Below are 19933 nucleotides of genomic sequence, written 5' to 3' on the forward strand. Positions count from 1 at the left end.
GGCCGGCGCGGACGCTCGTTAGGCTGGCCGGTGCGCGTCCGCCTCCGGCCGGGCGCCGTCCGAGCACCTCGCGACCCCCCAGGAGCCCCCGTGTCCGCCGCGCTTCCCCCTGCCGCAACCACCCCGATCCGGGTGCCGGCCGGGACGACGGCCGAGCAGGCGCTCAAGGAGGCCGGGGTCGCGCTCAAGGGCCCCGACGGCGCCGTCGTCGTCCGCGACCTGGCCACCGGCGACCTGCGCGACCTCGCCTGGGCCCCCGACGCCGACGCCGAGGTCGAGCCCGTCGTCGCGGCCAGCCCCGAGGGCCGGGCGGTCATCCGGCACTCGACCGCGCACGTGCTCGCCCAGGCCGTGCAGGACCTGTTCCCCGGCACCCGGCTGGGCATCGGCCCGCCGGTCGAGAACGGCTTCTACTACGACTTCGACCCCGAGAAGCCGTTCACCCCGGAGGACCTGCAGGCGCTGGAGAAGCGCATGCAGCAGATCGTCAAGGCCGGGCAGCGCTTCGCCCGCCGGGAGATCAGCGACGACGACGCCCGCGCGGAGCTCGCGCACGAGCCGTACAAGCTCGAGCTGATCGGCCTGAAGGGCGGCGAGGCTGCGTCCTCCGATGACGGCGCCTCCGTCGAGGTCGGCGGCGCGCAGCTGACCATGTACGACAACCTCGACCCGCGCACCGGCGAGCGGCTGTGGACCGACCTGTGCCGCGGCCCGCACCTGCCGCGCACCTCGAACATCCCGGCGTTCAGCCTCACCCGCTCGGCCGCCGCCTACTGGCGGGGCAGCGAGAAGAACCCGCAGCTGCAGCGGGTCTACGGCACCGCGTGGGAGAGCCGCGAGGCGCACAAGGCGTACCTGGAGCAGGTCGCCGAGGCCGAGCGCCGCGACCACCGCCGCCTCGGCGCCGAGCTGGACCTGTTCAGCTTCCCCGACGAGATCGGGTCGGGCCTGGCGGTGTTCCACCCGAAGGGCGGCGTCGTCCGGCGGGAGCTGGAGGCCTACAGCCGCCGGCGGCACGAGGAGGGTGGCTACTCCTTCGTCAACACCCCGCACATCACCAAGGGCCGGCTGTTCGAGATCTCCGGCCACCTCGACTGGTACGCCGAGGGCATGTACCCGCCCATGCAGCTCGACGAGGAGCGCGACGCCGACGGCACCGTCCGCCGGCAGGGGCAGGACTACTACCTCAAGCCGATGAACTGCCCGATGCACAACCTGGTGTTCGGGGCCCGCGGCCGCTCCTACCGCGAGCTGCCGCTGCGGCTGTTCGAGTTCGGCACCGTCTACCGGTACGAGAAGTCCGGCGTCATCCACGGGCTCACCCGCGCCCGCGGCTTCACCCAGGACGACGCCCACATCTACTGCACCCCCGAGCAGATGGCCGGGGAGCTGCGCGGGCTGCTCGACTTCGTGCTCGGCCTGCTCGCCGACTACGGCCTCAGCGACTTCTACCTCGAGCTGTCCACCCGCAACCCGGACAAGTCCGTGGGGTCGGACGAGAGCTGGGAGGTCGCCACCGAGGCGCTGCGACAGGCGGCGCTGGACTCCGGCCTCGAACTCGTCCCCGACCCGGGCGGCGCGGCGTTCTACGGCCCGAAGATCTCCGTGCAGGCCCGCGACGCCATCGGCCGCAGCTGGCAGATGTCGACCATCCAGGTCGACTTCAACCTGCCCGAGCGGTTCGGCCTGGAGTACACCGCCGCCGACGGGTCCCGCCAGCGGCCGGTGATGCTGCACCGCGCGCTGTTCGGCTCGATCGAGCGCTTCTTCGCCGTCCTCACCGAGCACTACGCCGGCGCGTTCCCCGCGTGGCTGGCGCCGGTGCAGGTGGTCGGCATCCCGGTCACCGACGACCAGGTCGGGTACCTGACCGACGTCGCGCTGAAGCTGCGCGCCCGCGGCATCCGGGTCGAGGTCGACGACTCCGACGACCGCATGCAGAAGAAGATCCGCAACGCCAGCAAGCAGAAGGTGCCCTTCGTGCTGATCGCCGGGGCCACCGACGCCGACGCGGGTGCGGTCTCCTTCCGCTACCGCGACGGCAGCCAGCGCAACGGCGTGCCGGTCGACGAGGCCGTCGACGCCGTCGTCGCCTGGGTGGCCGCGCGGCACAACGCCGACCCGACGGCGGACGCGCCGCTGGAGTCGCGGTGACCGTGGGGCCCGACGGCTTCACGGTCCCCGTCTCCGCCGACGACGGCGGGCCGGCCGCCGTCTTCGAGCACCTGTGGACGCCCTACCGGATGGCGTACATCCGGGGATCGGGCAAGCCGACCGGCGAGCACGACTGCCCGTTCTGCCTCATCCCGGCGATGCCGGACGAGCAGGGGCTGGTGGTGGCGCGCGGCGCGACCGTGTTCGCGGTGCTGAACCTCTACCCCTACAACGCCGGGCACCTCATGGTGGTCCCTTACCGGCACGTGCCCGACTACACCGACCTGACCGAGGCCGAGGTCGCCGAGCTGGGCGCGTTCACGCAGACGGCGATGCGGGTGGTGCGGCAGGTGACCGGAGCACACGGTTTCAACATCGGGATGAACCAGGGGTCGGTGGCGGGGGCCGGGATCGCCGACCACCTGCACCAGCACGCGGTGCCGCGCTGGGGCGGCGACACGAACTTCATGCCGGTCATCGGCCTCACCCGGGTGCTGCCGCAGGTGCTGGCCGAGACCCGCACGCTGCTGGCCGCGGCCTGGCCGGGGGCTGCGTCGTCGGCCCCGTCCGCGCAGACGGGGGACTGACCGTGCTGGGGTCGGGCGCCCGGGCGGCCGTCGGCCGGTTCTGGGCGCCGGTGGTCACCCGGCTGGCGCGGGCGGGGGTGACGCCGGACGCGATCACGGTCACCGGGACCGTCGGCGCGATCGTCGCGGCGGTGGCGCTCGTGGCCCACGGCGTCCTGTTCTGGGGCGCGTTCACCGTCACGCTGTTCGTCCTGCTCGACATGCTCGACGGCGCGCTCGCGCGGGCCCGCGGCGGCGGGTCGGCGTTCGGCGCGGTGCTGGACTCGACCTGCGACCGCGCCGTCGACGCCGCCGTCTTCGGGGCGCTGGTGTGGTGGTACACCGGCGAGGGCGACGACCGGCTGCTCGCGCTGCTGGCGATGGTGGGGCTCGTCCTCGGCGTGCTGACCAGCTACATCAAGGCGCGGGCCGAGGGCGTCGGCATCCCGTGCGACGTCGGCCTGGTCGAGCGCACCGAGCGGCTGATCCTGGTGCTCACCGGCACCGGCCTGACCGGCCTGGGCCTGCCGTACGCCGTCGACGTGGGGCTGTGGCTGCTGGTGGTGGGCGGCGCGGTGACCGTCGCGCAGCGGGTGGCCGCCGTCCACCGTGGCGCCCGGGGGAAGTCGCTGACGCCGTCGGCGCCGGCCCCGTGAGCGGCCTCCGGGCGCGGGCGGCCGCGCGGGCCACGGACCTCGGCTACGCCGCGGGCTGGCAGGCGGTGCAGTGGCTGCCCGAGCCGGTGGCCCGCGGCGCGTTCGACGCGGTGGCCCGCTTCGCCGCCGGCCGCGAGGGCCGGGGCACCCGACAGCTGCGGGCCAACCTGCGCGTGGCCACCGGCGGCAAGCTCGCCGAGGACGAGCTCGACGCGCTCACCGCCCGCGCGCTGCGCTCCTACGCCCGCTACTGGCAGGAGGCCTTCCGGCTGCCCCGCCTGGGCACCGCGCGGGTGCTGCGCGACACCGTCGTCCCCGGGATCGACCACCTCGCCCGCGCCCGCGCGCAGGGCCGGCCGGTGATCCTGGCGCTGCCGCACAGCGGCAACTGGGACGCGGCCGGCGTGTGGTTCCTCGACTGGCTGGGTGAGCCGTTCATGACCGTCGCCGAGCGGCTGCGGCCGGAGTCGCTGTACGAGCGGTTCCTCGCCTACCGGGAGACCCTCGGCATGCGGGTGGTGCCCCTGACGGGCGGGGAGCGGCCGAGCTCGGCGGTGCTGCGCGAGTGGCTGGAGGCCGGGCGCTCGGTGTGCCTGCTGGTCGACCGCGACCTCGGCTCCGGCGGCGTCCCCGTGGAGTTCCTCGGCCGGCCGGCCACCATGCCCGGCGGGCCCGCGCTGCTGGCCGCGCAGACCGGCGCCTCGCTGCACCCGGTCACCTGCCGGTTCAGCGAGCGCGGGTGGGTGCTGCAGGTCGGCGAGGAGGTGCCGCTCGACGGCGGGACCCGGCTGAGGGACCGGGTGGCGACGGCGATGCAGGGCGTGGCCGACGCGTTCACCGCCGACATCGCGCGGCAGCCGGAGGACTGGCACGTGCTCGGGCGCGTCTGGGCCGACGTGCCGCCCGACCCGCCGGCGGGGGAGCGTCGCTGATGCGGATCGGCCTGGTCTGCCCCTACCAGTGGGACGTGCCCGGGGGCGTCCAGTACCACGTGCGCGACCTCGCCGAGACGCTGCGCGGGCTCGGCCACCACGTCGAGGTGCTCACCCCGGCCGAGCACGAGGAGTCGCTCACCGACCCCTGGCTCACCTGGGCCGGGCGCACCGTGCCGATCCCGTACAACGGCTCGATGGCCAGCGTGCAGTTCGGGCCGGTGTCCGCGGCGCGGGTGCGCCGCTGGCTGCGCGAGGGCCACTTCGACGTCGTCCACGTGCACGACCCGGCGCCACCGTCGATCGGCCTGCTGGTCTGCATGATCGCCACCGGCCCGATCGTGGCCACCTTCCACGCCGCCACCGTGCGGTCGAAGTGGCTGGCCGCCTGGGGCCCGGTCGTGCGCCCGTGGCTGGAGAGGATCACCGGCCGGATCGCCGTCTCCGACTTCGCCCGGCGCGTGCAGGTCGAGCACCTCGGCGGCGACGCGGTGATCATCCCCAACGGCGTCCACGTGGGGTTCTTCGCCGAGGGGCCGACCCTGCCCGGGGCCGCGCGCGGCGTCGACGGGCCGACGATCGGGTTCCTCGGCCGCTACGACGAGCCGCGCAAGGGCCTGCCGGTGCTGCTGGAGGCGATGCGGACCGTCGTCCGCGAGCACCCCGGCGCCCGGCTGCTGGTGGCCGGCCGCGGCGACCCCGACGCCCTGCGGGACGCGGTGGGGGAGGACCTGCGCCCGCACGTGGCCCTGCTCGGCGAGCTCCCCGAGGCCGACAAGGCCGCGTTCCTGCGCTCGGTGGACGTCTACTGCGCGCCCAACCTGCTCGGGGAGTCCTTCGGCGTGGTGCTCATCGAGGCCATGGCCGCGGGTGCGCCGATCGTGGCCAGCGACCTCGACGCGTTCGCGCGGGTGCTCGAGGACGGCGCGGCCGGGGTGCTGGTGCGCCGCGGGGACGGCGCGGCGCTGGCCCGGGCGCTGTCGGACCTGCTCGCCGACCCCGCCCGGCGCGCGGCGCTGTCGGCCACCGGGAGCGAGGTGGCCGCGGGCTACGACTGGCAGGTGGTGGCCCGCCGGGTGCTCGCCGTCTACGAGACCGTGGTGCTCCCCGGCGCAGGGGAGGTCACGGCCGGCGACGACGAGGCGTGGCCGGAGGTGACGGGAGCCACCGACGGGGTGTTCCCCTCCCTGCTGAGGCGCGTCCGCCGCTAGCGTTGGCCGACGTGACGCCCGCCGCCTGGTTGCTCGTCGCCGCGGTCGTCGTCGTCCTCCTCCTGGCCTGGACCGCCTGGACGCTCACCCGGCTGCGGCGGCTGGAGGCCCGGGTCGCCCGCGCGCGGACGGTGCTCGAGGACCGGCTGCGCGCCCGCGCCGCCCTGGCCGAGGACCTGTCCTCCGGGTACAGCGCCGCGCTCGGTGAGGACCGCGCGTCCCGGCTGAAGACCGCCGCCTACGAGGCACGCCGGACCCCGGCCGGCGACCGGGAGCTGGCCGAGAACACCCTGGGCCGGGAGCTGCGCGCCCTCCCGGCGGAGCTGCCGGGGGTCCCCGCGGAGCTGCTCGCCGAGCTGGCCGAGGCCGAGGCCCGCATGGCCCTGGCCCGGCGCTTCTACAACGACGCCGTCCGGGACACCGCGCTGCTGCGGCAGCGCCGGCTGCCCCGGCTGCTGCGGCTGCACGCCGACCGGCCGCTGCCGCGCTTCTTCGACGTCGAGGACGGCCTGGACGCCGTCCCGACCGGCGCCGGGACGCCCCGCGCCTGAGCGCCCGCGGCGGACGACCGCATGACGACGGGACAGGACGAGGCCGGGGACGCGCGTCCCGCCGCGGGCCCGGTGCGGGAGCGGCCGGCGGGCCGGCGGCTGCGCGGTGTCGACCTCGCCCGCGGGCTCGCCGTCCTCGGCATGTTCGGTGCGCACCTCGGCGACACCGGCGACCTCGGCTGGGACCCGGCCACCTGGCGCGCGGTGGTCGACGGTCGCTCGTCGATCCTGTTCGCCACGCTGGCCGGGGTGTCCATCGCGCTGCTGTCCGGGGGGCGCACCCCGCCCGCGGACGACGAGCTCGCGCGGGCCCGGACCCGGGTCCTCGTCCGCGCCGCCTGGGTGTTCGCGATCGGCGGCGTCCTGGAGCTGCTGGACACCTTCGTCGCGATCATCCTCGGCGTCTACGCGGTCCTGTTCGTGCTCGCGCTGCCGTTCCTGCGCTGGTCCCCGGCGCGGCTGCTGGCCGCCGCGGCCGTCGTCGCCCTGGCCGGGCCGCCGCTCACGCTGGCGGCCGGGCGGTACGCGACCGGGCAGGGCGAGGAGGACGGCGCGTTCGCCTTCCTGCTGTTCACCGGCTACTACCCGGCGGCGGTGTGGCTCGCCTTCGTGCTCGTGGGGCTCGCGGTGGGGCGGCTGGACCTCGGCGCCGCCCGGGTGCGCGCGTGCCTGGTCGCCGGCGGGGCGGTCACGGCGGTGCTCGGCTACCTCGGCGGCCGGCTGACCACCCGGGCGTTCGCGCCGGGGGAGCGGCCGGCCGGGATCGAGGAGGGCTTCGGCGCCGCCGGCGGCTGGGACCCGGCCTGGTTCGCCGGCGCCGAGCCGCACAGCAGCACGCCGTTCGAGGTGGTCGGGTCCGGCGGGGTCGCCGTCGCGGTCCTCGGGGTGTGCCTGGTCGTCGCCGACCTGCTGCCGCGGCTGACCCACCCGGTCGCCTCGGTGGGTGCGCTGGCGCTGTCGGTCTACACCGCCCAGATCGTCGCCATCGCCGTGCTCGACGTCGAGTACGGGCGGGACTGGGGGCTGTGGGCGCGCTTCAGCCTGACCGCCCTGCTGCTGGCGTCGGCGTGGCGCTCCCGGCTGGGTCGCGGACCGCTGGAGGGGTTGCTGGCCTGGAGCTCGCGGCGGGCGGCCGGCTCCTGAGGCGGGAACGGGCACCGGCGCGCCGCCGGTAGGATCGACCGGTGCGTCCGGGCGCCGGTGCCGGGCGTCGGGACGAGGGAGGACAGTCGTGAGCGGCCATTCCAAGTGGGCGACCACCAAGCACAAGAAGGCCGCGATCGACGCCAAGCGCGGCAAGCTGTTCGCCAAGCTGATCAAGAACATCGAGGTCGCCGCCCGGACCGGTGGCGGTGACCCGGCGGGCAACCCGACGCTCTACGACGCCATCCAGAAGGCGAAGAAGTCCTCGGTCCCCAACGACAACATCGACCGCGCGGTCAAGCGCGGCTCGGGCGCCGAGGCCGGTGGCGTCGAGTACCAGTCGATCACCTACGAGGGCTACGCCTCCGGCGGCGTCGCGGTGCTCGTCGAGTGCCTCACCGACAACCGCAACCGGTCGGCCTCCGAGGTGCGCACCGCGATGACCCGCAACGGCGGCTCGATGGCCGACCCCGGCTCGGTGTCCTACCTGTTCACGCGCAAGGGCGTCATCGTCGTCCCGCAGGCCGACGGCGTCGACGAGGACACCGTCCTCATGGCGGTCCTCGACGCCGGCGCCGAGGAGGTCCGCGACCTCGGCGACACCTTCGAGGTCGTCTGCGAGCCCGGTGACCTGGTCGCCGTCCGCACCGCGCTGCAGGACGCCGGCATCGACTACGACTCGGCCGAGGCCGGGTTCGTGCCCAGCGTCACCGTCGAGCTCGACGAGGAGGGCGCCGGCAAGGTGTTCCGCCTCATCGACGCGCTCGAGGACCTCGACGACGTCCAGAACGTCTACGCCAACTACGACGTCTCCGACGAGGTGCTCGAGAAGGTCGGCTGAGGCGCCACCGGCGCACCGGCCGCCCCGGACACCACACCCCAGCGGCCCGATCCGGTCCGCCGGCGCCGCGGCGACGGTCCACCCGCCGGCGGTCCGGGCCGCGCCGGCCGACGGCGGCCCGGTGGGGCGCCGCGCCCCGGTGGGGCCGGTGCCGCGGGGAACCGCCGCGCCGGAGCCCGCTCGCCGCCCTGCCGCTGGACATCGACACCGGCGGCTCCGCCCAGGTGGCCGGACCCGGGCGCGGCGCCGCTGGTGGCCGCCGGGGTCGGCTGAGCGCCCGCGTGTCGCTCCCCGGACCGTGCCGCGTGTTGCGTCCCGGGGCCGTCGTCGGGGACGGTTACGGTTGCGGTCGAACACGCGTTCGGTGAGAGGGGGAGCGGGCATGCGGGTGCTCGGCATCGACCCGGGGCTGACCCGGTGCGGCTGGGGTGTGGTCGACGGCCGTCCCGGCGCGCGCCCGGCCGCCGTGGGCGTCGGCGTGATCCGCAGCTCCGCGGACCTGGACCTGGAGCTGCGGCTGCTGGAGCTGCACACCCAGGTCACCGCGCTGCTGCGCGAGCACCGGCCCGACGTCGTGGCCATCGAGCGGGTCTTCACCCAGAACAACAAGGGCACCGCCACCGGGACCGCGCAGGCGGCCGGGGTCGCGGCGCTGGCCGCGGCGCAGGCAGACCGGCCGGTCGCCTGGCACACGCCCAGCGAGGTCAAGGCGGCCATCTCCGGCAACGGCCGCGCGGACAAGGAGCAGGTCACCCTCATGGTCACCCGGGTGCTGGGGCTGACGTCGGCCCCCAAGCCGGCCGACGCCGCCGACGCGCTGGCGCTGGCGGTCTGCCACGTGTGGCGCGGCCCGGCCCAGGACCGGCTGCGGGTCGCGGCGATCGCCGGCGGCATCGGCGCGCCGGTGGTGCAGCGGACGCTGCCGCGCTGGCGGGGGGTGTCCCGGTGATCGCCTCGGTGAGCGGCCGGGTCGCCGCGGTCGGCCCCGAGGGCGCGGTCGTCGAGGTCGGCGGCATCGGCCTGGCCGTGCAGTGCACGCCCGGCACCATCGCCCGGCTCGCGGTGGGGGAGGACGCCCGCCTGGCCACCAGCCTGGTCGTGCGCGAGGACTCCCTCACCCTCTACGGCTTCGCCGACGACGACGAGCGGCAGCTGTTCGAGCTGCTGCAGACCGCCAACGGCGTCGGCCCGCGGCTGGCGCAGGCGGTGCTGGCCATCCACCCGCCGCGCGAGGTCCGCCGCGCGGTGTCCACGGCCGACGTCAAGGCGCTCATGCAGGTGCCCGGCATCGGCAAGAAGGGCGCCGAGCGGCTGATCCTCGAGCTGCGCGACCGGCTCGGCGCCACCACCACCGACACCCAGCTGGACGGCCCCGCCCCGGCCGGCCTCGCGCCGGTCACCCCGGTGGCGCCCTGGCGCGACCAGCTGTCCTCGGCCCTGGTCGGGCTCGGCTGGTCCACCAAGGAGGCCGACACCGCGCTCACCGCCCTCGCCCCGGTCGCCGACGAGCAGCTCGCCGGCACCGGCCGGGTCGACGTCGCGCTGCTGCTGCGCCAGGCGCTGCAGCTGCTGGGCCGGTCGTGAGCGCCCCGTTCGACCGGTCGCTGACCGGCGAGGTGGAGTCCGGCATCAGCCGCGACTTCGCCGTCTCCCCGCAGGCCGGGGACGAGGAGCGGGTGGTCGAGTCCGCGCTGCGGCCGCACTCGCTCACCGACTTCATCGGCCAGCCCAAGGTCGCCCGCCAGCTCGCGCTGGTCCTCGAGGGCGCCAAGCGCCGGGGCCGCCCGCCGGACCACGTGCTGCTGTCCGGCCCGCCCGGGCTCGGCAAGACCAGCCTCGCGCTGATCATCGGCTCGGAGCTCGGCACCTCGGTCAAGATCACCAGCGGCCCGGCGATCGAGCGCTCCGGCGACCTCGCCGCGATGCTGTCCAACCTCGGCCCCGGCGACGTGCTGTTCATCGACGAGATCCACCGCATCGCGCGGCCCGCCGAGGAACTGCTGTACATGGCGATGGAGGACTTCCGGGTCGACGTCGTCGTCGGCAAGGGGCCCGGCGCCACCGCGATCCCGCTGGAGATCAACCCGTTCACCCTGGTCGGCGCGACCACCCGTGCCGGGCTGCTGACCGGGCCGCTGCGCGACCGGTTCGGCTTCGTCGGGCAGATGGAGTTCTACGAGCCGGCCGAGCTGCAGCAGGTGCTCGCCCGCAGCGCCGACCTGCTCGGCGTCGAGCTCACCGACGACGGCTCGGCCGAGATCGCCGGCCGCTCCCGCGGGACGCCGCGCATCGCCAACCGGCTGCTGCGCCGGGTGCGCGACTACGCCGAGGTCGAGGCCGACGGCCGGGTCACCCGTGCCGTGGCGCAGGCCGCGCTGGCGCTCTACGACGTCGACGACCTGGGGCTGGACCGGCTGGACCGGGCGGTGCTCGAGGCGCTGGTCGTGCGCTTCTCCGGCGGCCCGGTCGGCGTCTCCACGCTGGCGGTCGCGGTGGGGGAGGAGCCCACCACCGTCGAGGAGGTGTGCGAGCCCTTCCTCGTCCGCGCCGGCCTGCTCGCCCGCACCCCCCGCGGGCGGGTGGCCACCGAGGCGGCCTGGCGGCACCTCGGCCACCCGGTGCCGCGCGGCGGCATCCCCCTCGGGGGTGTCACAGCCGTCCCGCGTGACCCGGGCGCGTCGTCGGAACCGCTCTTCGACGCCTAGACTCATCGGCGCTGGCGCGCAACTCGGCCCTCCCCGGGCCGACCGGTCCCGGCCGTGCGATCCCGTGTCGGCGCGGACGGTGCCCCGCGCGCCACGACCGACGTACCCGAGCGGTCCCGACCCGGGCCGCACCGACCGCGTGCAGCCGACGCGGTAGAGAGGCACTCCCGTCGTGAGACTGTTCCCCCTGCTCCTGCTCGTCCTGGCGTTCGTGGCGCTGGTCGTGCTCCCCGCGCGGGCCCGCAAGCGCCAGCAGACCCAGACCCAGTCGGCGCTGGCGATCGGCGTGCCGGTCACCATGGCCGGCGGCGTGTACGGCACGGTGGCCGGTCTCGACGACCCGGCCACCATCCAGGTCCAGATCGCCCCGGGCGTCGTCGTGACCTACGCCCGGCAGGCGGTCCTCCAGGTCCGCCCGGTGGCCGGCGAGGTGCCCGGCCCGGTGGTGTCGGGGGAGACCGTGGTCGAGCCCGCCCCGGACGAGACCACGCCCCGGGACGACCGGCCGGGCGACGGCTCCACCGGCAAGACCCTCTGACGGAGGACCCGTGGCCAACCGCGCCCTGCCGGCACGCCGCTACTTCGGCGCGCTGGTCCTGATCGTGGCCGTCATGTACGGCCTGATCTTCCTCACCGGCTCCGACCGCACCCCCCAGCTCGGCCTGGACCTGCGCGGCGGGACCACGGTCACGCTGACCGCGCGCACGCCCGACGGGCAGGCGCCGGCACCCGAGGACCTCGAGCTCGCCCGCCAGATCATCGAGCAGCGGGTCAACGGCCTCGGCGTGGCCGAGGCCGAGGTGGTCACCGAGGGCGAGGCCAACATCGTCATCTCGGTGCCCGGCGACGACGGCGAGCAGGCCCGCGAGCTCGGCCAGACCGCCCAGCTGCGCTTCCGCCCGGTGGTCACCGGCCCCGAGGCGGCCGCGCCCGCCGAGAGCACCGACGGCGCGACGCCGAGCGACTCCGCGACGCCGACCGACGGCGCCACGCCGACGGACTCCGCGGCACCCACCGACAGCGCGGCCCCGACCGACGCGGCCACCCCGACCGACGCCGCGACGACGGACTCCGCCACCCCGAGCGACGGCGCGGTGAGCGACCCCGCGCTCGACCCGGACCGGCCCGCGGTGACCCAGGAGGAGGCCGCGGCGCAGTACGCGACGCTGACCTGCGCCCCCGAGGACACCACCAGCGAGGTCGCCCGCCCCGACGACTACGTCGCCGCGTGCAGCGAGGACGGCACGCAGAAGTACCTGCTCGGCCCGACGATCATCGAGGGCACCGAGATCGCCGACGCCAGCGCCGGCACGCAGCAGACCACCGGCGAGTGGGTCGTGCTGCTGGACTTCAACTCCGAGGGCCGCGCCACCTGGGCGGAGTACACCGCCGCCAACGTCGGCACCAACGTCGCCTTCACCCTCGACGGCCGGGTCGTCTCCGCGCCCTCCATCCAGGGCGCCATCAACGGCCAGACGACGATCACCGGCTCGTTCGACCAGGCCGGCGCCGAGGAGCTGGCCAACCAGCTGCGCTACGGCGCGCTGCCGCTGACCTTCGAGCAGGCCACCGCCCAGTCGATCTCCACCGAGCTCGGCGCCGAGCAGCTCAAGGCCGGGCTCATCGCCGGCGCCATCGGCATCGCGCTCGTGTTCGTCTACGCGCTGGTCTACTACCGGCTGCTGGGCCTGGTCATGATCGTCAGCCTGCTGCTGTCGGCGGTCGTGGTCTACGCCAGCCTCGTGCTGCTGGGCCGGGAGATCGGGTTCACGCTGAGCCTCGCCGGCATCGCCGGGTTCATCGTCTCGATCGGCATCACGGCGGACTCGTTCGTCGTCTACTTCGAGCGCCTCAAGGACGAGATCCGCGAGGGCCGGACGCTGCGCTCGGCGGTGCCGCGCGCCTGGGTCCGCGCCCGCCGCACGATCCTCTCGGCCGACGCGGTCAGCTTCCTCGCCGCGGCCATCCTCTACTGGCTGGCCATCGGCGACGTGAAGGGCTTCGCGTTCACCCTCGGCCTGTCCACGGTCCTGGACCTGGTCGTCGTCTTCCTCTTCACCCACCCGCTGATGGCCGTGCTCGCCCGGTTCCGGTCGTTCGGCTCGAGCCGGTTCTCGGGCCTCGGCCAGGTCGACCGGTCCCTGCGCTCGGCCGCCCCGGCCGTGCGCGCGGAGCGCGAACTGGTCGGCGCCGGGTCGGGTGCCCGCGCGTCGCAGGACAGGAGCAGGGCATGACCGGCCGCAGGGACGACACCGGGCAGGACACCCCGGTGCCGGTGGGCACCGAGGCCGACGAGGCCCGCGCGGCCGGCGCGGCGGCGGCCGAGGACGCCGCCGCGGCCGCCGACGACGCCGCGCTCGCCGACGCCGGCCTGCCGGCGGAGGGCAGCGCGGCCCGCCGCCCCGGACGGCGGGCCTCCCTGGCGCACCGCCTCTACAACGGCGAGGCCGGCCTCGACGTCGTCGGCCGCAGCCGGCTCATCTACAAGGTCACCGCGGTGATCGTGCTGGTCTGCATCGCCTCGATGGTGTTCCGCGGCTTCAACTTCGGCATCGACTTCGCCGGCGGCAACAGCTTCCGGCTGCCCGGCGGCACGGAGCAGCTGGAGCAGGTGCGCGAGGCCGCCACCGACGCCGGCGCCGACGTCGCCTCGGCGCAGGTGGTCGGCGGCGACGAGATCCTGCTGCGCACCGGCGCGCTGGACAACGAGGGCGAGCGGGCGGTCGTCGAGGCGGTGGCGGACGCCGCCGGCGTCGACGCGGGTGCCGTCAGCCCCGAGTCGGTGAGCGCCGAGTGGGGCCAGGACATCACCGACCAGGCGCTCATCGCGCTGGCGGTGTTCCTCGCCGCGGTCATCGCGTTCCTGGCCATCCGGTTCCAGCCGAAGATGGCCGTCGGCGCCATCGCCGCGCTGCTGCACGACCTCGTGGTCACCGCGGGCGTCTACTCGCTCGTCGGCTTCGAGGTCACGCCGTCGACGATCATCGGCCTGCTGACCATCCTCGGGTTCTCCCTCTACGACACCGTCGTCGTCTTCGACAAGGTCGACGAGAACACCCGCGGCCTGGCGCAGAGCGCGCGCATGACCTGGGGCGAGGCGGCCAACCTCGCGGTCAACCAGACCCTCATGCGCTCGATCAACACCTCGGTGATCGCGCTGCTGCCGGTGGCCGGGCTGCTGTTCGTCGGGGCGGGCCTGCTCGGCGTCGGCACGCTCAAGGACCTCGCGCTGGTGCTGTTCGTCGGTCTCGCGGCGGGCGCCTACTCGTCGATCTTCCTGGCCACGCCGATCGTCGCCGACCTCAAGGAGCGCGAGCCCGAGGTGGTCGCGCTGCGCAAGCGGGTGCTCGCCCGCCGCTCGGCCGCCGCCCGCCAGGGCGCCCGCGCCGCGGCCGGGCCGGTCGCCAGCGCCCGCCGGGCCCGCGGCGGCGCCCCCCGCGGCGGGGTGGCCCTCGCCGAGCGGGACGCCGGGTCGCTGGGCCCGGCGGAGGCCGACGTCGTCGTCGAGTCGCCGGCCTCGGTCGGTCCCGACGCCGGCCGGCCGCGCGGCGCCACCGCGGCGCCGCGCCCGGGCGTCCGGCCGCAGCGGCCGGGCGGGGCGAAGAAGCGCCGGTGAGCACCGCCGAGGCGCTGCCGCCCCTCGACGAGCTCATCGCCTCGCTGGCCGTCGACGTCCCGGACTTCCCCGAGCCCGGGGTCGTCTTCCGCGACCTCACGCCGGTGTTCGCCGACGGCCCGGCCTTCCGCCGCATGGTGGAGGGCCTGGCCGCGCCGGTGCTGGTGGACCCGCGGGCGGCGGCGGTCGCGCACACCGACGACGGCCGCCCCGGCGACCCGGGCTTCGACGTCGTCGTCGGCGTCGAGGCCCGCGGGTTCCTGCTGGCCGCGGCGGTCGCGCTGCACGCCGGCGTCGGCGTCGTGCCGGTGCGCAAGGCCGGCAAGCTGCCCCGGGAGCGGATCGCCGCCGAGTACGTGCTCGAGTACGGCACCGCGACCGTCGAGATGCACACCGACTCGCTGCGCCGCGGGCAGCGGGTGCTGCTGGTCGACGACGTGCTCGCCACCGGCGGCACGCTGGCGGCCTCCGTCGCGCTGGTCGAGGAGCTCGGAGGCGTGGTCACCGCGGTGTCGGTGGTCGTCGAGCTGGCCGCCCTCGGCGGCCGCGAGCGCCTCGCCCCGCACGCCGTGCACACCCTCTGGACCACCTGAGGAGGAGCCCCGGCCCGGTGGCGCCGCACCCCTGGCGGGCGCGGCTAGCATGGTGCCGGTCGTTCCTCCTCAGCCTCCGCAGGAGTCGCCGTGGCACCCGACGCGCCCGCCACCCGCGTGGCTGGCGCGCGGCCCGAGGAGGACCCGGCCCCGCCGCAGGACCAGCGCGCCCCGCTGCCGTCCCGGCCGCTGGTCCGCCGGCCCGACGACGTCGGCAGCGAGCCGCCGGAGGAGGGCGCCCCCGCCCGCCCGCGCCGGGTGCGCGACCGGCTGGCCCGCCGCATCGTCGCCGGCCAGCGCAGCGAGGTCCGCCCGGTGCTCGAGCCGCTGGCCGCGCTGCACCGGCAGAGCCACCCCAAGGCCGACCTCGCGCTGCTGCAGCGGGCCTACGACGTCGCCGAGGCCGCGCACGCCACCCAGAAGCGCAAGAGCGGCGACCCCTACATCACCCACCCGCTGGCCGTGGCCACCGTGCTCGCCGGGCTCGGGATGGACACCACGACGCTGGTCGCCGCGCTGCTGCACGACACCGTCGAGGACACCGGCAAGACCCTCGAGGCCATCAGCGCGGACTTCGGCCCCGAGGTCGCCCACCTCGTCGACGGCGTCACCAAGATCGACAAGGTGAAGCTGGGCGACGCCGCCCAGGCCGAGACGATCCGCAAGATGATCGTCGCGATGGCCCGCGACCCCCGGGTGCTGGTCATCAAGCTCGCCGACCGGCTGCACAACATGCGCACGCTGCGCTTCCTCCCGCCGGAGAAGCAGGAGAAGAAGGCGCGCGAGACGCTGGAGATCCTCGCCCCGCTGGCCCACCGCCTGGGCATGAACACGATCAAGTGGGAGCTCGAGGACCTCGCGTTCGCCACGCTCTACCCCAAGCGCTACGACGAGATCGTCCGGCTGGTCGCCGAGCGGGCGCCCTCCCGCGACACCTACCTCGCCGAGGTGACCGCGGCGGTCACCGAGCAGCTCAAGGCGGCCGGCATCCAGGCCGTCGTCACCGGCCGGCCCAAGCACTACTACTCGATCTACCAGAAGATGATCGTCCGCGGCCGGGACTTCACCGACATCTGGGACCTGGTCGGCATCCGGATCCTGGTGGACACCGTCCGCGACTGCTACGCGGCGCTGGGCATCATGCACGCGCACTGGCAGCCGGTGCCCGGGCGCTTCAAGGACTTCGTCGCGATGCCGAAGTTCAACATGTACCAGTCGCTGCACACGACGGTCATCGGGCCGCAGGGCAAGCCGGTCGAGCTGCAGATCCGCACGCACGACATGCACCGCACCGCCGAGTACGGCATCGCCGCGCACTGGAAGTACAAGGAGAAGGCGCGGCAGGGCGGCAAGCCCGGCCCGGGGGAGTTCGGCGCCGCGAAGGCCGGCACGCCCGACGACATGCTGTGGCTGCGCCAGCTGCTGGACTGGCAGCGCGAGGCCCAGGAGCCCGGCGAGTTCCTCGAGACCCTGCGCTACGACCTGGGTCCGCAGGAGGTCTTCGTCTTCACGCCCAAGGGCGACGTCATGAGCCTGCCCGGCGGGTCGACGCCGGTGGACTTCGCCTACGCGGTGCACACCGAGGTCGGCCACCGCTGCATCGGCGCCCGGGTCAACGGCACGCTGGTCAGCCTGGACAGCAAGCTGTCCAACGGCGACGTCGTCGAGATCTTCACCTCCCGCTCGCCCACGGCCGGCCCCTCGAAGGACTGGCTGTCCTTCGTCGGCTCCTCCCGCGCGCGGACCAAGATCCGCCAGTGGTTCACCAAGGAGCGCCGCGACGACGCCGTCGAGGCCGGCAAGGAGGCCCTGACCCGCGCCATGCGCAAGGCGGGCCTGCCGCTGCAGCGGCTGCTCGGCGGCGAGGCGCTGGTCACGCTGGCCAAGGACCTCCGCTACGCCGACGTCACCGCGCTGTACGCGGCGGTGGGGGAGAACCAGATCTCCGCGGCGTCGGTGGTCGACAAGCTGATCACCGCGCTCGGCGGCGCCGAGGGCGCGGTCGAGGACATCGCCGAGACCGCGATCCCCACGCGGCGGCCGCTGCACCGCCGGCCGGCCAGCGGCGACCCCGGGATCGTCGTCCACGGGATGAGCGACGTCTGGGCCAAGCTCGCCAAGTGCTGCACCCCGGTGCCCGGCGACGACGTCCTCGGCTTCGTCACCCGCGGCGGCGGGGTGAGCGTGCACCGCACCGACTGCACCAACGCCGCGGACCTGCGGCGCAAGAGCGAGCGGCTGGTCGAGGTCGAGTGGGCCAGCCAGCCCGGCTCGGTGTTCCTCGTCTCGATCCAGGTCGAGGCGCTGGACCGGCACCGGCTGCTGTCCGACGTCACCAAGGCGCTGGCCGACGAGCGGGTCAACATCCTGTCGGCGTCGGTGCAGACCAGCCGCGACCGGGTGGCGGTCAGCCGGTTCACCTTCGAGCTGGCCGACCCCGCGCACCTGGGCGCGGTGCTGCAGACGGTGCGCAACGTCGAGGGCGTCTTCGACGTCGAGCGCGTCACCGCCTGAACGCCACCACCGCGTACAGCGGGTCCCCGGCGCCGGGCGGGGTGCGCAGCGACACCTCCGGCTCGGTGAAGGCGCCGGCGCGCCGCACCAGCTCGGCGACCAGCGCGCCGTGCTGCTCGTCGGTCGTCGCCAGCCAGCCGTGCACGGCCTTGGTGGGGAAGCAGCGGTTCGAGAAGGTGACCACCAGCGGCCCACCCGGGCGCAGCACCCGCCCGGCCTCGGCGAGCACCTCGATCGGCCGGGTCAGGTAGTCGATCGACACGCAGCACACCGCGGCGTCGACGTCGCCGTCGGGCAGCGGCAGCCGCGGGTCGGCGTTGAGGTCCTGCACCACCCGCCCGGTGGCCGCGGGGTTGGCGGCGAGCTCGCGGGCGTTCATGCCGAGCACCACCAGCTCGGCCGGCGGGGTGCGGAAGTGCGAGACCCACGAGGACATGAGGTCCAGCACCCGGCGGGGGACCGGCGCCGAGCCGTCGATGCCGAGCTCCGCGTAGAGGTCGCCGACCGCGGCGATCGCGGCGTCGTCGATGTGGGTGACCAGCCGCGGCGGGCCGTAGAACTCCGCGTCGGGCCGCTCGTCGTCACGCGCGAAGAACCCGGGCGGGAACCCCGCGTAGGCATCAGGTCGGGCGGTCACCGCCACGAGTGTGCCCTCCGGCCCCGTCCCGGGCCCCGCCCCGGGCCTGCGAGGGGAGGGGAGGACGGGGCCCTTCGTCCGTCATCCCACGGGGGCCATCGAGGTGACCGTCACCGCGACGGTGGGGGCGCCGCCGCCGGGCGAGGGGTCCAGCGAGCCGTCGTTGCCGTTGGCCGCGACCACGTCGAGGAAGGCGAGGCCGCCGTCGTCGACGGTGCCGACGACGGTGTAGTCCGGCGGCAGCGAGCTGTCGCCCCAGACGAGGAAGAACTGGCTGCCGTCGAGGCCCTGCCCGCTGTTGGCCATCGCGACCGTGCCCCGGGGGTAGGTCTCGTCACCGTCGACGTCGGTGGGGAAGGCGTAGGTGGGCCCGCCGGCGCCGGTGCCGGTCGGATCGCCGCACTGCAGCACCTGCAGGCCCTCGCTGTCGACCTGCCGGTGGCAGGAGGAGCCGTCGAAGAAGCCCTGCGCGGCCAGGTGGAGCATGCTCGCCGCCGCGCACGGGGCGCCGGCCCGGTCCAGGGTGAGCGTCAGCTCGCCCAGGCTGGTGGTCATCCGCAGCGCCGCGGTGCCCTCGGCGGGCACCTCGTCGTCGGGCGGGGCCACCTCCACGGCGTAGGGGTTGCCCGACCGGGCGGCCACCCACTCGCAGGCCACCGTCGCGGCGCCCGCACCGCCGCCCGCGGCGTCGCCGGTCCCCTCGGGGACCGGCGACGCCGAGCCGGGGACCGTGCCCGTGCAGGCCGACAGCGCCAGCAGGGCGCCGGTGACACCGGCGCCCGCCCGCGCCGGCCTCACGCGACGACGGTCATCGAGGTGATGGTCACCGGCAGGTTCGGGGCGCCGCCGCCGGGGCTCGGCTCGAACGAGCCGTCGTTGCCCGCCGCGGCGATGGTGTCGAGCACCGCGAGGCCCGCCTCGTCCACGGTGCCGACCGCCGTGTAGTCCGGGGGCAGGTCGGTGTCGACGAAGCAGAGGAAGAACTGGCTGCCCGTGGAGCCGGGCGTGCCGCTGTTGGCCATGGCGATCGTGCCGCGGGGGTAGGTCGTCTCCGGCGTGACCTCCTCGGCGAACTTGTAGGTCGGGCCGCCGGAGCCGGTGCCGGTCGGGTCGCCGCACTGCAGGACGCCGAAGGTCGGCTGGTTGACCTCGCGGTGGCAGGTGCTGCCGTCGAAGAACCGCTGCGAGGCGAGGAAGGCGAAGCTCGCCGCGGCGCAGGGGGCCTTGGCGCGGTCGAGGGTCAGGGGGACGTCGCCCTGGTCGGTGCTCATGAGCAGCTGCACGGTGCCGCTGGCCGGGGTGGAGGCCGGGTCCGGCGGGGTGCCGACGTCGGTCAGGTTCGGGTTGCCCGACGTGTCGGGCGCGTAGGTGCAGGTGACGGTTCCGTCGGCGTTGGTGACCGCCGGGGCCGCGGTCGCCTCGGTGCCCTCGGTGGCGGCGGCCGAGCTGCTGCTGGCGGCGGCCTGGGCGCTGTCGTCGTCGTCCCCGCCGAGCCCGGCCACCAGGGCCACCGCCCCGGCGACGAGCACGACGGCCATCACGGTCACCACGACGAGCAGGTTGCGACGGCGCTTGCGGGCGAGCTCGGCGCGCCGCTCGAGCTGGCGCTGCAGGCGGCGCTGGGCGGCAACCCGCCGCTGCTTGTTGGTCGGCACGGGTCGGGACACTCCTCGGACGGACGAGACGTTCCGCGGGGTCCGGACCCGGCCTCGGCCGCGCTCCGCGGTCTCCCCGCTGGTCGATCCGCGAGTGTAGGTGCCGCTCCTGTGGACCCTCGGTTGCCGGACCGGAGCGGCCCCGATCCCCCGCGTAAC

At 75.4% G+C, this 19933-nt stretch carries 19 protein-coding genes; 16 read left to right on the forward strand and 3 right to left on the reverse strand.

Annotation, left to right across the window (positions count from 1 at the left end; all coding sequences use genetic code 11):
* The first annotated feature begins 90 nt into the window (after positions 1 to 90).
* From thrS to ACI8AK_RS10680, 16 genes are all read left to right on the forward strand, one after another.
* Entirely contained in the window at positions 91 to 2154 is a 2064-nt protein-coding gene (thrS, locus tag ACI8AK_RS10605) for a threonine--tRNA ligase (RefSeq protein WP_387986723.1), read from the forward strand.
* Positions 2151 to 2741, forward strand: a complete 591-nt coding sequence (locus ACI8AK_RS10610) for an HIT family protein (protein WP_387986726.1) — start codon at positions 2151 to 2153, stop codon at positions 2739 to 2741. The genes thrS and ACI8AK_RS10610 overlap by 4 nt, the downstream gene beginning before the upstream one ends.
* A 2-nt stretch (positions 2742 to 2743) precedes the next feature.
* Positions 2744 to 3376: a phosphatidylinositol phosphate synthase gene (gene pgsA, locus ACI8AK_RS10615; protein WP_387986728.1), complete on the forward strand. Its 633-nt coding sequence runs from the start codon at positions 2744 to 2746 to the stop codon at positions 3374 to 3376.
* Positions 3373 to 4308 carry a phosphatidylinositol mannoside acyltransferase gene (locus ACI8AK_RS10620; protein WP_456956180.1) on the forward strand — a complete coding sequence of 312 codons (936 nt, stop codon included), beginning with the start codon at positions 3373 to 3375 and terminating at the stop codon, positions 4306 to 4308. Before pgsA ends, ACI8AK_RS10620 begins: the two co-directional genes overlap by 4 nt.
* Positions 4308 to 5519: a glycosyltransferase family 4 protein gene (locus tag ACI8AK_RS10625; protein ID WP_387986734.1), complete on the forward strand. Its 1212-nt coding sequence runs from the start codon at positions 4308 to 4310 to the stop codon at positions 5517 to 5519. Before ACI8AK_RS10620 ends, ACI8AK_RS10625 begins: the two co-directional genes overlap by 1 nt.
* An 11-nt stretch (positions 5520 to 5530) precedes the next feature.
* Complete coding sequence (locus ACI8AK_RS10630) at positions 5531 to 6070, forward strand: hypothetical protein (RefSeq protein WP_456902762.1); 540 nt, start codon at positions 5531 to 5533, stop codon at positions 6068 to 6070.
* Between the two features lie 21 nt (positions 6071 to 6091).
* Positions 6092 to 7213 carry a heparan-alpha-glucosaminide N-acetyltransferase domain-containing protein gene (locus tag ACI8AK_RS10635; RefSeq protein WP_456956182.1) on the forward strand — a complete coding sequence of 374 codons (1122 nt, stop codon included), beginning with the start codon at positions 6092 to 6094 and terminating at the stop codon, positions 7211 to 7213.
* Between the two features lie 88 nt (positions 7214 to 7301).
* Entirely contained in the window at positions 7302 to 8054 is a 753-nt protein-coding gene (locus ACI8AK_RS10640; RefSeq protein WP_387986741.1) for a YebC/PmpR family DNA-binding transcriptional regulator, read from the forward strand.
* A 382-nt stretch (positions 8055 to 8436) separates the two neighbouring features.
* Positions 8437 to 9003 carry a crossover junction endodeoxyribonuclease RuvC gene (gene ruvC, locus ACI8AK_RS10645; protein WP_387986744.1) on the forward strand — a complete coding sequence of 189 codons (567 nt, stop codon included), beginning with the start codon at positions 8437 to 8439 and terminating at the stop codon, positions 9001 to 9003.
* Positions 9000 to 9638 carry a Holliday junction branch migration protein RuvA gene (gene ruvA, locus ACI8AK_RS10650; RefSeq protein ID WP_387986746.1) on the forward strand — a complete coding sequence of 213 codons (639 nt, stop codon included), beginning with the start codon at positions 9000 to 9002 and terminating at the stop codon, positions 9636 to 9638. Before ruvC ends, ruvA begins: the two co-directional genes overlap by 4 nt.
* Positions 9635 to 10759, forward strand: a complete 1125-nt coding sequence (ruvB, locus tag ACI8AK_RS10655) for a Holliday junction branch migration DNA helicase RuvB (RefSeq protein WP_456902765.1) — start codon at positions 9635 to 9637, stop codon at positions 10757 to 10759. Before ruvA ends, ruvB begins: the two co-directional genes overlap by 4 nt.
* Positions 10760 to 10931: 172 nt before the next feature.
* Positions 10932 to 11297 (forward strand): preprotein translocase subunit YajC, encoded by a 366-nt coding sequence (locus ACI8AK_RS10660; RefSeq protein ID WP_456956184.1) that lies wholly within the window; start codon positions 10932 to 10934, stop codon positions 11295 to 11297.
* A gap of 10 nt (positions 11298 to 11307) precedes the next feature.
* Positions 11308 to 12993 carry a protein translocase subunit SecD gene (secD, locus tag ACI8AK_RS10665; protein ID WP_456956185.1) on the forward strand — a complete coding sequence of 562 codons (1686 nt, stop codon included), beginning with the start codon at positions 11308 to 11310 and terminating at the stop codon, positions 12991 to 12993.
* Positions 12990 to 14375, forward strand: coding sequence for a protein translocase subunit SecF (gene secF, locus ACI8AK_RS10670; RefSeq protein ID WP_456956187.1), 1386 nt, complete (start codon positions 12990 to 12992; stop codon positions 14373 to 14375). The genes secD and secF overlap by 4 nt, the downstream gene beginning before the upstream one ends.
* Positions 14372 to 14968: an adenine phosphoribosyltransferase gene (locus ACI8AK_RS10675; RefSeq protein ID WP_387986756.1), complete on the forward strand. Its 597-nt coding sequence runs from the start codon at positions 14372 to 14374 to the stop codon at positions 14966 to 14968. The genes secF and ACI8AK_RS10675 overlap by 4 nt, the downstream gene beginning before the upstream one ends.
* A gap of 90 nt (positions 14969 to 15058) precedes the next feature.
* Positions 15059 to 17482, forward strand: coding sequence for a RelA/SpoT family protein (locus ACI8AK_RS10680; RefSeq protein WP_387986759.1), 2424 nt, complete (start codon positions 15059 to 15061; stop codon positions 17480 to 17482).
* Here ACI8AK_RS10680 and ACI8AK_RS10685 read toward each other — a convergent pair.
* The 3 genes from ACI8AK_RS10685 to ACI8AK_RS10695 all read right to left on the reverse strand — a co-directional run bounded on the left by ACI8AK_RS10685 (position 17472) and on the right by ACI8AK_RS10695 (position 19774).
* Positions 17472 to 18119: a class I SAM-dependent methyltransferase gene (locus ACI8AK_RS10685; RefSeq protein WP_387986762.1), complete on the reverse strand. Its 648-nt coding sequence runs from the start codon at positions 18117 to 18119 to the stop codon at positions 17472 to 17474. The two genes, ACI8AK_RS10680 and ACI8AK_RS10685, sit on opposite strands and share 11 nt — an antisense overlap.
* Positions 18120 to 18200: 81 nt before the next feature.
* Positions 18201 to 18917 (reverse strand): peptidylprolyl isomerase, encoded by a 717-nt coding sequence (locus ACI8AK_RS10690; RefSeq protein WP_456956189.1) that lies wholly within the window; start codon positions 18915 to 18917, stop codon positions 18201 to 18203.
* Positions 18914 to 19774 (reverse strand): peptidylprolyl isomerase, encoded by an 861-nt coding sequence (locus tag ACI8AK_RS10695; RefSeq protein ID WP_387986768.1) that lies wholly within the window; start codon positions 19772 to 19774, stop codon positions 18914 to 18916. Before ACI8AK_RS10695 ends, ACI8AK_RS10690 begins: the two co-directional genes overlap by 4 nt.
* Positions 19775 to 19933 lie beyond the last annotated feature (159 nt).

This window comes from Geodermatophilus sp. SYSU D00867 (assembly GCF_054050315.1).